Consider the following 12,875-nt stretch of genomic DNA (forward strand, 5'->3'; position numbering starts at 1 on the left):
CTTAGGCCTTATTTAATCTCAAGATGGATGTGTTAAGTGCTAATGCAAGCGCCACCCATAACCAGTAAGGCACCATCAGCCAAGCGGCTAATGCACTTACATTAATGAATAACCCAATCGTTAGCGTAATTAAACCCAGCAGTAGAGCAATATCCACTAATGCTGCACCCATCTGCTTACGGCCAAAAAATAGCCACGACCACGCCGCATTAGCCACTAGCTGCAGGCCATATACCACAAGGCCTGCCGTGCGTAGTGGCGACGCATCGGCCATATAAACACGCCAAACGGCTATCGCCATTAATAAATACAGGATGCCCCACGCAATAGGGAAAACGATGTCAGGCGGTGTCCAGCTGGGTTTACGTAGCTCGCGGTACCAGCCATCAGGACGAAAGCGTGCGCCGGTGGTGGCCGTGGCGCCTACCAGCAGCAGCGATACCAATAATGCGAACAGCGAACCTAACATGCTTTACCCTACTGTAAAATTCAAGAATCAATAGCCTAGCAGCGTTTTAAAGCGTTTTGGCATAAAAGTGTTGAGATAAAAAAAGCACCACCGAAGTGATGCTTATTTTGCTAAATACTTAGCCTTTTAACGTTAACTTACCTTTTAACGTTAGCTTAGCTGATGCGGTCGTAGCCGTTATCCATAAAAGGGTAGTCGGTGTAACCTTTTTCGTTGCCACCATAGAAGGTTTCATGGTTTGGCTTGGTAAGCGGCGCGTTAACCCGAAAGCGTTCAGCTAAATCCGGGTTGGCAATATAGGGGCGGCCAAAGGCCACGGCATCCGTGGTGTTATGGGGCTTATCGGCAGTATTCAGGCCTCGGCGGTCGCCATCTCCAGCGCCTCAAGCCAAATCTCATCAGGCAACATTGACCTTTCCCAGCGTACTGAGCAGCAGGCTTCAAGCCTTCAAGAAACTGCCGCCAGTATGGAGCAGGTGGCCGCGACGGTAAAAAATAATACCCAGCACACCGGCGAAGCGAACCAGCTAGCGCATACGGCCAGCCGTTCGGCGAGCTACGGCGGCGAAAAAGTCAAAGAAGCCGTTAATAAAATGGATGAACTCAACCACAGTTCGGAAAAAATTAGCGGTATCGTCTCGCTAATCGACGGGATTGCGTTCCAAACCAACATTCTTGCTCTCAATGCGTCAGTCGAAGCTGCCCGTGCGGGGGAGCAAGGGCGTGGCTTTGCTGTCGTGGCCCAAGAAGTCAGGAGCCTGGCACAGCGCAGCGCCGATGCGGCCAAGCAAATTCAAGGCCTGATTGCCGAGAATAACAGTGTGGTTGAGCAGGGCAGTGACCTAGTGAAAGCCGTTGGTGATTCAATGGCACAGATAGTGACGAACATCGGCAAGGTGTCGGATCTTATGGAGGACGTTAGCCGGGCATCCGACGAGCAGACCTCCGCCATTGATCAAATGAGCATTGCGATTAACCAGATGGACGATGTTACTCAGCAGAACGCGTCGCTGGTAGAGCAGACCGCTACCGCATCGGCCTCCCTGGGAGACCAAGCCCGGGATCTTGCAAGCGCGGTTGCCTTCTTCAAAGTGGTTGACGGCCAGCAGCTTCTCTCTACACCGCAGAGCCTCTCATCTCCGCAAGAAGAGCGCGCGCTATTCGCCGCCGAGCATACGCATTCCCAGAAGAAGCCCGTAAAAAGGGCCGAGGCAGCAGTGGATGAGTGGGAGATGTTCTAGCGTTTTGCCATTAGCGCCGCAGCCAAGGCCAGCGGCGCTTGGCGGGCGTGTTGGTTTGCTCGATAGCGTTGGTCAGCGGAAGCATAATAGCGCCCAGTTGGCGATAACAAACGGTGCTGCTGAGTACACCTGGGCACTGTTTGAGAAGTAAATCGCACTGTTGCGAGGCGATATAAAGCTGCTCGGTAACGGAGGGCGTAAACAGCGGGTTGGCGTGCTCGCAGCAGCGGGTCAACTCCCGAGACAGCATCGAAAGCATACTGGTATCCAGCCAGCAGGGCAGCGGGTCATCTAGACGCCCCGCAATCGAATGCTGAATGGCTTCGAAAGAGGTTCGCAAAAAAAGCAGTGTTTGACGAAGCTGGCGCTGCTCACTGGTCATGTAATTTCCCTTTACCTCAACGACTCTTTATCTACCAAGGTGCGGGTTATAGAGAGTGTTTCTCATTTTCATTTATAGTAACGATAGCGCCACTCCATGGCACTGTCAATTGCGGGCCGTTATACCTGTGTGTGCCGGTGCTTTGATGCAGTTGTCAACGATGCTTGAGTCGCGTTACTCACACTCTCTTCAAGGTGGAAGCGTTCCAGTAGGGCTGTTAATTCAGCGGCTTGCGCATTTAACGATTGGCTGGCCGCTGAGGCCTGTTCTACGAGCGCAGCATTTTGCTGGGTCACTTCTTCGAGTTGATTAACGGCTTGATTAATCTGATCGATGCCACTGGACTGCTCGCTTGCGGCCGTGGAGATTTCACCAACAAACTCTGTGACGCGTTTAACACTTTGCGCAATGCTTAATAAGTGTTGCCCCGCGTCAGCAACCAAGCTTTCACCCTCGTCCACTTTCACGGCGCTATTGTTGACCACTTCGCGAATTTGGCTTGCCTCATCAGCGCAGCGCTTAGCCAGCTTTCTCACTTCATCGGCAACGACCGCAAATCCACGCCCATGTTCACCTGCACGGGCCGCTTCGACGGATGCATTTAAGGCCAGCAGGTTGGTTTGAAATGCAATGGCGTCAATAGACTCCACTATCGTCACAACCTGTAGATTGGCTTGTTTAATCGCCTGCATCGCATGGCTGGCTTGTTCGCCCACTTGGTTAGCCGTGAGTGTTTGTTCATCCAGGGCAAGCGTTAGTTCGTTTGCCTGGTGTGCATAGTCAGCCGTTTGGCGAACGGCTGCGCTCATTTGCTCGATACTGGATGCGGTTTCAACAAGTGAAGAGGACTGCTCTTCAGTACGGCTGGCAAGGTCATCATTGCCTTGGGCAATCTCGTTACTGGCCGTGTTGACTGAGTCCGCCGTGCCTTTTATATCCGCCATCATTTGGCGCAGATTACGCTGCATTTCAGCGATGTGGGCGAGCAGGCTAGTGGTGTCGCCCGTTTTGACGGGCACCGCTGTCGTTAGGTCTCCCGCTACAACGCGCTTAACAATATTGGTGGCGATTTGTGGGTCACCGCCCAGTGTGTTCACTACTGAGCGTACTACCCATAAACTAAACAGCAAGGCACACACGACAATAGCACTGGTGGTAGCGACGAGAAGCCAAAACACCCTATTTACGTTAGCCAATGCTTGTTGCTCAGAGATTTCCACAACCAGCCCCCAATCTAGCCTTGGCAGGTAGGTATAGCTGCCAATAACGGCACTGTCTGTGGCATCGTTATATTGGCCAACACCAGATTCCCCATTCGCAATAGCATTAGCAGCCTGTGTGTCGAGGGTAATATCTTGCCCATTCAAACCGGCAATGGGGGTCACTGGAGTGCCGTCGCTGGCGAGTAGGTAAGTATTGGCATTATTCCCTTGCGACATGCGGGTCATGCGCTCAAACAGTACATCTAGCCTTACGGCAGCCCTTACCACGCCAACAACATTATCATTGATATCAAATACGGGTGCGACAACGTTGCTAACCTGGTTGCCTGTAGCGCGTGATACCAATGGCTGAGAAAACACCATTTCACCTTGGATGGCCTGCCGAAACCATGCGCGGTCTGCTACGTCGAATTGAGCTGCTTGCTCAGGCGTAAGAACCTGAGCGCCATTGTCATAACTCACGCCAGAAACACCTATTCCGTCTACGCCCACAAAAAATATTGTGTCATAGAATCCATCTTGTGCCGCCATCTGCGCGATGAGGTGGTCAATCTGCGTTACGTCTACGGAGCGCACAGCATCAAGGCTAGCGATATAGCGCATATCATCTTGCCGAGCATTAAGCCACTGAGTGAAAGATTCACTCATCATTTGCCCAGTGCCTTGGAGCCGCTCTACGGTAGCTTGAGTGTACGCGTGGCGATACTGCAAATAGACGAGGCTTGCCACAACGGTGACAGATAGCAGTACCAGCCCAATGATCAAGCTGGTTAACCGGGTGCGAAAGCTGATGCGGCGGTTAGGTTGCTGCGTTGTCGTGTTAGAAAATCCGTTTTCTGAGTTCGCTGTATTGCCTTCGGCAAAGTCAGTTGAGCGTGTTGTCATTATAGGTGCTCCTACTCAGTCAGTAGACCGCTATTAGCGAAATAGCGCTTGGTATATTTCTAGCTCCCTGTGCGTATGTGGTAGATATCGGCGCATCGTGATGACAACTTTACCTGAGATCAGCCAGTCTGTTTCAACGCCTGCAAAACGGACCCACTTGATAAAAGCGTCGACACTGAAACTCTGCTTCACAGCTATTGAGCTGCGTTTGATAACGGTTTGCCCGTGCGGCCACTTGGCTGCCTGAGCGTAAAACGTGGGATTTATTGCGATAGGTGCCCCGCTGGTAGCCGCCTGCTCCCTCATGATAGGCGTAGTAAAGGTGCTCAGGATTACTCAGTGAAATGCCCGTTTGGGCGCGGGTGCGGGAGTTGTACCAGCCGATAAAGTCGGTGGCATGTTTCATATGGGTGCGCCGTGCAAAGGTGCTGCCTGCTTGGTCACGGTATTCGCCCCAAACAGGATCTTGCGCTTGGGCATAGCCTCTGGCGGAAGACGGCCGAGGGCCAGGAATGAAGCCTAGGTAGCGCTTTCGGTCTGGGCGCACGTGGCTTCGAAACGATGATTCTTGCTGAATAAACGAAATTTGCGTTGCAATGGGTGTGCCCCACTTCTCTTGGGAGTCTCGGGCGTAGTCGTACCAACTAGGCTGCTCGCGGAATATCTCGCAGATATTGCTTTGATCCTGCGGCGGGTTAGGTGCAAGCGTGGCGCAGCCTGAAAGAAACATCACAAGGCCTAGGATTACCCATAGTCGCCACGTTGTGGGCATAGACGGGGAGCGCGTATCAAAACGATCAACAGGGCAGTACATGGAAAATCCTTGTGGATAAGTATTTCAGAAAAATTTATATAAGCACATTCTTATTAGAAGGTTATTCTGGGCAAGTAATTATGCCAAGTTCTTATAAATAAGTTCTTATGAATAAGCTTTTATGAATAAATTTACATCAATACGCTTATCAATATGGTAATCGAGTCAATGACATCTCTCTTCTAACACCTCGACTAGCGAAGTAGCTTCTCTAAACAGCGGCGAATCCGCTGGGCTTCGCGTGCCAAGGTTTCCCCTGACAACATGCCTACGCCCATAACCAGCCCTACCCTCTGGTCTGTTTTAGCACATACGGGGCTAAGTGGACGCACAATCAAATGTTCTTTCATCAGTGCCTGGGCAAGCGCAACATCGTTCACGCCGGGTTCAAATTCGATGCACAAGCTTATTGCGCTACTGGGTGGTGATACGTGGCGCACCTTAGGCAGTAAACGTAGCTGATCATGTAGCACTTGCTGGCGACCCAAATATTCCGGTTGGATACGACGACACCAAGTGTCTAAATCGCCGTCAAAAATAAACTGCGCCAGTACCGCTTGTTCAAGCATACGGCCTTCACGGAATAGCTCGCTGCGCAGACGGTTCATAGGGGCGGCCAAATGCCGTGGCACCACTAAGTAGCCAAGCCGTAAGCCTGGAAACATCATTTTGGAGAATGAACCCACCAATAAATGGCGTTCCGAATGTGGGTCAAACAGCAGATTAGTATGATCGTCGCGGGTGAATTCGTAGTCATCTTCCACCACATAGGTGGGCGATAACGCATCACAGAACTGCTGCTTATGAGCCGCGCGGGTGGGCACGCTGAGTGGGTAATGATGAGAGCCGGTCAAATAAGCGAGGGAAATGTTGCCAGCCACCTTCGGAAAAGCATGCCCCTTGTCAGGAAACCAGGGCACCATCTCAACCGTTAAGCCCGCAGCGGTAAACACATTGCGTGCCCCCCAGTAGCAGGGCGACTCCATCGCCACGGTGCCACCCACATCGGCCAATGCCATGGCGCACAGCTCAATGCCGTTATGGGTGCCGTCGGTGATGATGATCTGTTCCGTATCACAATGAATGTTGCGCCAATGCGCCAGAAATTCACGAATAGCGCGCTTAAGCGGCCCATAACCACCGGTGGAATAAGACAGCAACAAAGCATTTTGCGGCACCGTAACGCTGGCATAAAGTTGGCGCCACTTGCGCATAGGAAACTGGGCGATATCCGGTATGCCAGGTACAAAGGCACCGCTTTGCACCGTGCTCGCCCCTGGCCAGCGCAACACTTGTTGAGCGCGTGTTGAAAGTTGAACGGTGGTTGATGTGGGCGCAACAGACGCCTCTTTCTTACAGCTCCAAGTGCCCTTGCCATGAAACGTCGTCAACAGGCCTTCTTCGATAAGCGACGCAATGGCACGGGACAGCGTGTGTCGAGCAACGCCTAGCGTTACTGCTAGCTGCCGGTGTGACGGCAGGCGAGTTTGGTTCGGCCACGCCTGGGTGACCGCCTGCCTCAAGGCTTGCTCTAACCGCACCTGTTTACTCAAGCGCTCAGGTTGCTGCGCATAGTGCTTTACGAGCTGCTGTAACACGTCCTGGCAAACCATCCGTATCCTCTTACCGTCACGATGCTCCCCGTTTAGTTAGTAAAACAGAAAAGTGGTCTGGTTGAACGAAAAAGTGGTGCATTCGCCTGCTGGCACATTACTGCTAGTGTGCAGGACATGTTGTAAACCAGGAGAAAGTCATGAGCTTTATCGAACAGTGGTTGCACAATGCCGTCCCCGCCCTGGTGGGCGACGAGTGGCGCAAAGGCCAGCAGACCTTTGCCGTCGATAACCCCGCCACCGGCGAGACCATTGCCCACGTGGCGGATTTAAGCGCCGACGACACCCGCGACGCCGTGGCCGCCGCTTATGAAGCCGGTGCCGCGTGGCGCGCCACTCCGGTGAAACAGCGCTCGGCCCTGCTGCGCCGCTGGTTTGAGCTGGTCAATGAGCACGCCGACGACCTAGCCCGCCTGATGACCCTGGAGCAGGGCAAGCCGCTGGCGGAAGCCAAAGGCGAAGTGACCTACGGCGCATCGTTCATCGAGTTCTTCGCCGAAGAAGCCAAGCGCATGGCGGGGGAAACCCTGCCCAGCCACGGCGCGGATAAACGCCTGCTGGTACTGCGCGAGCCGGTGGGCGTGGTGGCGGCGATTACTCCGTGGAACTTCCCGCTGGCGATGATTACCCGCAAGTGCGCCCCGGCCCTGGCCGCTGGCTGCACCGTGGTGATTAAACCCGCTGAAGCCACGCCGCTCACCGCGCTGGCCGCTGCCTATTTAGCGCTGGAAGCGGGCCTGCCCGCAGGCACCATTAACGTGGTGACCGCATCAAAACCGGCAGCGGTAGGTGAAGTGCTCACCACCGACCCCCGAGTGCGCAAAGTGTCGTTTACTGGCTCCACCCCTGTTGGCAAACACCTGCTCGCCCAGTGCGCCAGCACGGTGAAGAAAACCGCCATGGAATTGGGCGGCAATGCGCCCTTTATCGTGTTTGATGACGCCGATGTGGACGCCGCCGTGAACGGGGCCATCGCCTCCAAATTCCGCAACGCCGGGCAAACCTGCGTGTGCACCAACCGCTTCCTGGTGCAGGACGGCATTTACGATGCCTTCGTCGCCAAGCTCACCGAACGTGTGAATGCATTGAAGGTAGGCGACGGCCTGGCCGACGGCAGCATCATCGGTCCGCTGATCAACCAAGCCGCCGTGGATAAAGTGCAGCGCCACGTCGATGACGCGGTGAATAAAGGCGCGCGCCTGCTGTGCGGTGGCCAGCCCCACGCGGCGGGGGAGCGCTTCTTTACCCCCACGGTGCTGGCGGATGTGACCACCGAAATGACCGTGGCTGATGAAGAGACCTTCGGCCCGGTCGCGCCGGTGTTCCGCTTCCAGCGCGATGAAGAAGCCATCGCCATGGCCAACGACACCCCGTTTGGCCTAGCCGCTTACTTCTACGCCACGGATTATCGCCGCATCTGGCGCACCATGGAGCAGTTGGAGTACGGCATGGTGGGCGTGAACGAAGGCTTGATCTCTACCGAGCTTGCGCCGTTTGGCGGTGTGAAAGAGTCCGGGCTGGGCCGCGAAGGCTCCCACCACGGGTTGGATGAATTTACTGAACTGAAATACGTCTGCGTTGGCGGTTTATAAAGAGAACGATGATGACTAACCAAGAATTGAACGACCTGAAAAACCGCTTCGTGGCCAACGGTGCCGCCACGCCGACCACCCAGTTTGCCGAGCGCGCCGAAAACGCCGAACTGTGGGACGCCGACGGCAAACGCTGGATCGACTTCGCGGGCGGCATTGGCGTGCTCAACCTGGGCCACCGCCACCCGAAAATCGTTGCCGCCGTGGAAGCGCAGCTCAAGAAAGTCATGCACACCAGCGCGGCGGTGATCTCCTACGCGCCCTACGTGCAGCTATGCCAAAAGCTCTGCGAACTGACGCCGGTGCGCGGCCCCGAGCGCAAGGCGATGCTGGTGAACACCGGTGCCGAAGCGCTGGAAAACGCCGTGAAGATTGCCCGCGCCGCCACTGGCCGCACCGGCATCATCACCTTTGATGGTGCCTTCCACGGCCGCACCATGATGACCCTGGCGATGACCGGCAAGGTGCTGCCCTACAAGAACGACTTCGGCCCCATGCCGGGCGACGTGTTCCGCGCCCCGTTCCCCAACCCGCTGCACGGCATCAGTGAAGAAGCCTCGCTGAGCGCCATTCGCACGCTGTTCAAGACCGATATCGCCCCGCACCGCACGGCGGCCATCGTGATCGAGCCGGTACAGGGTGAAGGCGGCTTCTACATCGCCTCGCCGGATTACCTGAAAGCCCTGCGCGCCCTGTGCGACGAACACGGCATTCTGCTGATCGCCGACGAAGTGCAGTCCGGCTTTGCCCGTACCGGCAAGCTGTTTGCGCTGGAACACAGCGGCATTGAAGCGGACATTCTCACCACCGCCAAGAGCCTCGCCAACGGCATGCCGCTCTCTGCGGTAGTCGGCACCGCCAAGGTGATGGACGCCTCTGGCCCCAACTCCCTGGGCGGCACCTACAGCGGCAACCCGCTCTCCTGCGCGGCGGCCCTGGCGGTAATCGAGGCCATCGAAGAAGAGAACATCCTGGCCCGCAGCGAGCAGATGGGCAACATGCTCGCCGAGCGCTTCGCGGTATGGGGAGAACGCTTCCCCGCCGTCGCCCACGGCCGCCAACTCGGTGCCATGGCCGCGTTCGAACTGCTCAACGTTGAAGGCAAGCCCGACCCGCAGATGACCGGAGCGCTGTGCGCCAAAGCCCGCGAGAAAGGCCTGATCCTGCTTTCGTGTGGCTTCTACGGCAACAGCATCCGCATTCTGGTGCCGCTGACGGTGTCGTCTGCGGTGTTGGAAGAGGGGTTGAGTATTATTGAGGAGTCGTTGGAAGCGTTGAGCTAATAGCGTTGAGGTAGGACTGAGCCCGCCCATCGTCAGGTAGCGTAAGCTGTTTGGCGGTGGGTGGAGTTTAAGACGTACTGGAATGCCGGTGCAAATGGGCAAGCCAAAGAAAGCCTATGCTTGCAAGAGCCAATCCAGACAATAGACCAAAAACGCTGGGATAGTTGCCGAGCCAAGCGTGCAATGACGCGAAGATAGGTAAGCCGAATAGTACACCGCTATAGGTAAATACTAGGCAGCCCCCCGCTGCATCTGCTACGCGGTTTGTTGGCGAGAGTTGCGCGACTTCCGCCATAAATACGCCATTCCAGCCTAAGCTGGCAAAGCCGGTTAAGCACAGAATGACAACCACCAAGACATTCGGCCAAGACGCAGACATGGAGGCAATAAGCATACATCCTAGGGTCGTCGTAGCTGCAATGATAAGCAGGGTCAGAAAACGGTTTCCCAGACGGTCACCCAACCACCCCCAGGCGATACGTCCGAGCACGCCGCTCACTTGTAGCGTTGACATTACCAGCCCCGCATCCACTAAACTGAACGCGACATCCTCTACCAGCAAAGCGACGGTAAAGGCGGATATTGAAAGTTGGATCGTTGCGAAACAGAGGCTTAATAAAGCCACATAGCGTAATGAAGGCTGCTGCCACACTAGCGCGACCCCAGCAAATGGTCGTGAAAGCCAAGGCGATCCGGGCGTTCGCTGATCGTCCCAGTAGGAAATATTGGGCTGTAGTAACAAAATGCCGACAACAGCCAGCGCTCCGTAGAGCCACAAACCTGTCTGCCAACCTAGCGTGACAGCGATTAGCGGTGCCGTCGCGCCTGCTATCACCCCCCCTAAAGGCACGCCTGTTTGCTTGATAGAAAAAATAAGTCCACGATGCTGGCTAGGTGTGAAGCGCACAAGCAGCAATGAGGCAGCTGGGTTAGTTAGCCCATAGCCAAGGCCAGCCACCAACGAAGCGATAGCAAAGGAAGGTAGTGTGGGTACAGAAAGGAAGAGTGCGCCGCTGCCTAATAACGCGAGTGATAGTTGGCTTGTTCGGCAGGGCCCCAAACGTCTTGTGAGGGGTCCCCCGATCAGAGACGACAATATAGCGCCGCCGAAAATAAGGCTAAGCTGAAGTCCGACTGCCGAAGAGGATACTCCCAGAGATTGAGCCAGCTCGGGAGCGATGGCAGCCGGATAAAGCGCTATTAACGAGGCGTAAGCGAGCACCAAGGTAGTGGAAAACATCACCGCAAACGGGTGGTGTGCTATTTCTCCAGAGGTCTTCACATTGCTAACACCTCGTTCAGGTTGCGCTTGTTTCCGTTGGCTAAAATAGCAAGGGCGTTGGTAAGGTCATGCCGATTAACTTCATAAAGAGCAGCCACACAACAAGGCCAACCAGTAGAGGAACAATCAGCACTGTTTTTAATGATGCATTAGGTGCCAATACGGCTACCAATATTGCATTAAACACCACGGTTGAAACTACTAGTCCAATGTTAAGCACTGCCAGAAAGTAAAACACCGCGCCGATTATCATAACGAATACGGACACGCCCACCGCTACTAGGTCATGCTGCTCTGCGTTGGGTGGCGCGAGGTTAGCCAAGCGCTTGCGAACGGCGAACAAGCCGATGCCGCCTAATATCCACACGCCCGACGCAATCAAAAAGTAATAAGCGGTCTGCGGCATGATGTAAGAGGGCACCAGGGGCGCGGGTCTCCAAGCGCCTAGCTGTATATGGATCAGGCCAGCTATCCCCAGCGATAAAACAACGGCCGCGGCCAGTAGCTCTTTAATAAGAGTATGGTTCATTTTTTAGCCCTCAATGCCAGCGTGAAGAGCAGAATCAAAACGAAAGCAGCTATATAAAAGCCAATCGCAATGGGGCTTTTCACTAATACCCACCAATCGCCACCACCCATAATCATTGACTGGCGAAGCGCACGCTCAGCTCCTGGGCCAATAATAAAGCCAAGTACCAACGGTGCTAACGGGAAGCTCAGTAGCTTCAAGGTAATACCCAGCAGACCGGCAAAGAGTAATACCCAAACATCCATCGTTGAATTATTGGCGGCGTAGGTACCTACAATCGCTAAAATAAACACGGCGGGGATCATATAGCCCGGCTGAATCATGGCAATGCGCGAATAGTAGGGCAGTAGCAGTTTGCCGAGAACCAAGTTGACCAAGTTAGCAAAAATCAGCGTGAAGAATAACGCGTAAATAATCTCGGTATTATCACTTAGCAGGCTTGGCCCTGGGGTCATGCCCATCAGAATGAAAGCGGCACCAAAGAGAGCTGCAGTCGCACTACCGGGAATCCCGAAGGCAAAAAGAGGAATAAACGTAGAACCTGCGGTGGCACTGTTACCCGATTCCGCGCTGGCGATGCCTTCTAAGGACCCCTTACCAAACTCTTCCGGGCGCTTGGAAAAACGTTGTGCCAAGCCGTAACTCATAAAGGCCGCTAGTGATTGGCCAGCGCCTGGGAGTGCGCCAATAAAGGTACCTACCGCTGCGCCAATGTAGGTTGCTTTAAGAGTTGATTTAAACTCAGCCCAGGTCAATTTGTCTTTGCTAATGTCATAGCCTTGCAGCAAGCTAGCCTGTTCGGCGACATCGTCCATAAGCTTGTCGACTTTACGCCGCCATAGCTTAGCGCCTTGGAAAACCACTTCCGAAATCGCAAAGATACCAATCAGTACAGGTATAAGACTCAACCCGCCAGCCAGCCCAGGAATGCCAAAGGTCAAACGAACCGCACCTGTGATAGGGTCGCGTCCGATCATCGCTAATAAAATGCCGATAGCAGCAACAGCGAGCCCCTTAGCCACCATGCCTTGGCTAAGCGCAGCAATGAGAATTAACGAAAACGCATAAAGAGCAAAAAACTCAATCGGGCCAAATGTAAGAGCAATAGCAGCCAGCGGAACCGCAATAAAAATTAACACTAAGTCACTGGTGGTATCGCCAATAACCGAGGAGTAAAGCGCTGTATGTAATGCTTTACTGGGCTTCCCTTTAAGTTTTGCTTGATAACCATCGATGCTTGTTGCAGCTGCTCCTGGTGTACCCGGTACACCAAAGGAAATAGCGGAAATTGAGCCACCAAATAAACCGCCTTTATAAATACCTACCAGCAGACCCATTGCCATCGCAGGCTCTAAGAAAAACACAAAAGGCAGCAATAGAGCGATGGCCATATCGCCTGAAAGGCCAGGTATTGCGCCTAAGGTAATACCAAGCAAAACGCCTAGAAAAACATACATCAATACGTAGGGGTGAAAGGCCAAATGACTGGCCTGAATAATAAGATCAAGCATCAGCGCTCTCCGGCGAAGCTCTAATATAATGAAATAGCCCCGGTAAATTAC

Annotated in this window: 10 protein-coding genes and 1 pseudogene; 3 read left to right on the top strand and 8 right to left on the bottom strand. The window is 54.2% G+C overall.

What is annotated here, in order from left to right; genetic code table 11:
• Position 1 precedes the first annotated feature (1 nt).
• A complete protein-coding gene (locus tag BB497_05715) occupies positions 2–469 on the bottom strand; it encodes a sensory protein TspO (GenBank protein AVI62240.1) in 468 nt (155 codons plus the stop codon).
• Positions 470–807: 338 nt separating this feature from the next.
• On the opposite strand from BB497_05715, the pseudogene BB497_05720 reads away from it, so the two are divergent.
• Positions 808–1,563: pseudogene (locus BB497_05720) on the top strand (chemotaxis protein).
• Positions 1,564–1,720: 157 nt separating this feature from the next.
• Here BB497_05720 and BB497_05725 read toward each other — a convergent pair.
• The 4 genes from BB497_05725 to BB497_05740 form a co-directional block, all read right to left on the bottom strand.
• Positions 1,721–2,092 carry a hypothetical protein gene (locus tag BB497_05725; GenBank protein ID AVI62241.1) on the bottom strand — a complete coding sequence of 124 codons (372 nt, stop codon included), beginning with the start codon at positions 2,090–2,092 and terminating at the stop codon, positions 1,721–1,723.
• 119 nt (positions 2,093–2,211) lie between these two features.
• Positions 2,212–4,200, bottom strand: a complete 1,989-nt coding sequence (locus BB497_05730; protein AVI62242.1) for a chemotaxis protein — start codon at positions 4,198–4,200, stop codon at positions 2,212–2,214.
• Between the two features lie 133 nt (positions 4,201–4,333).
• The gene (locus BB497_05735; GenBank protein AVI64273.1) at positions 4,334–4,972 is read right to left on the bottom strand and encodes a lysozyme-like domain containing protein; all 639 of its coding nucleotides are present in this window, start codon (positions 4,970–4,972) and stop codon (positions 4,334–4,336) included.
• 236 nt (positions 4,973–5,208) lie between these two features.
• The gene (locus BB497_05740) at positions 5,209–6,627 is read right to left on the bottom strand and encodes a GntR family transcriptional regulator (protein AVI62243.1); all 1,419 of its coding nucleotides are present in this window, start codon (positions 6,625–6,627) and stop codon (positions 5,209–5,211) included.
• Between the two features lie 140 nt (positions 6,628–6,767).
• Here BB497_05740 and gabD point away from each other — a divergent pair, with 140 nt between their 5' ends.
• Together gabD and BB497_05750 are read left to right on the top strand one after the other, a co-directional pair.
• Entirely contained in the window at positions 6,768–8,219 is a 1,452-nt protein-coding gene (gene gabD, locus BB497_05745) for a succinate-semialdehyde dehydrogenase (NADP(+)) (GenBank protein ID AVI62244.1), read from the top strand.
• Between the two features lie 11 nt (positions 8,220–8,230).
• Positions 8,231–9,502: a 4-aminobutyrate transaminase gene (locus BB497_05750; protein ID AVI62245.1), complete on the top strand. Its 1,272-nt coding sequence runs from the start codon at positions 8,231–8,233 to the stop codon at positions 9,500–9,502.
• A gap of 67 nt (positions 9,503–9,569) precedes the next feature.
• On the opposite strand, the gene BB497_05755 is transcribed toward BB497_05750, so the two are convergent.
• The 3 genes from BB497_05755 to BB497_05765 form a co-directional block, all read right to left on the bottom strand.
• Positions 9,570–10,460, bottom strand: coding sequence for a hypothetical protein (locus BB497_05755; GenBank protein ID AVI62246.1), 891 nt, complete (start codon positions 10,458–10,460; stop codon positions 9,570–9,572).
• 364 nt (positions 10,461–10,824) lie between these two features.
• Positions 10,825–11,313, bottom strand: a complete 489-nt coding sequence (locus tag BB497_05760; protein ID AVI62247.1) for a hypothetical protein — start codon at positions 11,311–11,313, stop codon at positions 10,825–10,827.
• Positions 11,310–12,824: a hypothetical protein gene (locus BB497_05765; GenBank protein ID AVI62248.1), complete on the bottom strand. Its 1,515-nt coding sequence runs from the start codon at positions 12,822–12,824 to the stop codon at positions 11,310–11,312. The genes BB497_05760 and BB497_05765 overlap by 4 nt, the downstream gene beginning before the upstream one ends.
• Positions 12,825–12,875: the final 51 nt, after the last annotated feature.

It is taken from the genome of Halomonas sp. GFAJ-1 (assembly GCA_002966495.1).
In the GTDB taxonomy this organism is placed as follows: domain Bacteria; phylum Pseudomonadota; class Gammaproteobacteria; order Pseudomonadales; family Halomonadaceae; genus Vreelandella.

Bases quoted from the DNA above. Each gene is read 5' to 3' on its own strand.
- BB497_05715 (AVI62240.1), bottom strand. From the start codon at position 469: ATGTTAGGTTCGCTGTTCGCATTATTGGTATCGCTGCTGCTGGTAGGC.
- BB497_05725 (AVI62241.1), bottom strand. From the start codon at position 2,092: ATGACCAGTGAGCAGCGCCAGCTTCGTCAAACACTGCTTTTTTTGCGA.
- BB497_05730 (AVI62242.1), bottom strand. From the start codon at position 4,200: ATGACAACACGCTCAACTGACTTTGCCGAAGGCAATACAGCGAACTCA.
- BB497_05735 (AVI64273.1), bottom strand. From the start codon at position 4,972: ATGCCCACAACGTGGCGACTATGGGTAATCCTAGGCCTTGTGATGTTT.
- BB497_05740 (AVI62243.1), bottom strand. From the start codon at position 6,627: ATGGTTTGCCAGGACGTGTTACAGCAGCTCGTAAAGCACTATGCGCAG.
- gabD (AVI62244.1), top strand. From the start codon at position 6,768: ATGAGCTTTATCGAACAGTGGTTGCACAATGCCGTCCCCGCCCTGGTG.
- BB497_05750 (AVI62245.1), top strand. From the start codon at position 8,231: ATGACTAACCAAGAATTGAACGACCTGAAAAACCGCTTCGTGGCCAAC.
- BB497_05760 (AVI62247.1), bottom strand. From the start codon at position 11,313: ATGAACCATACTCTTATTAAAGAGCTACTGGCCGCGGCCGTTGTTTTA.
- BB497_05765 (AVI62248.1), bottom strand. From the start codon at position 12,824: ATGCTTGATCTTATTATTCAGGCCAGTCATTTGGCCTTTCACCCCTAC.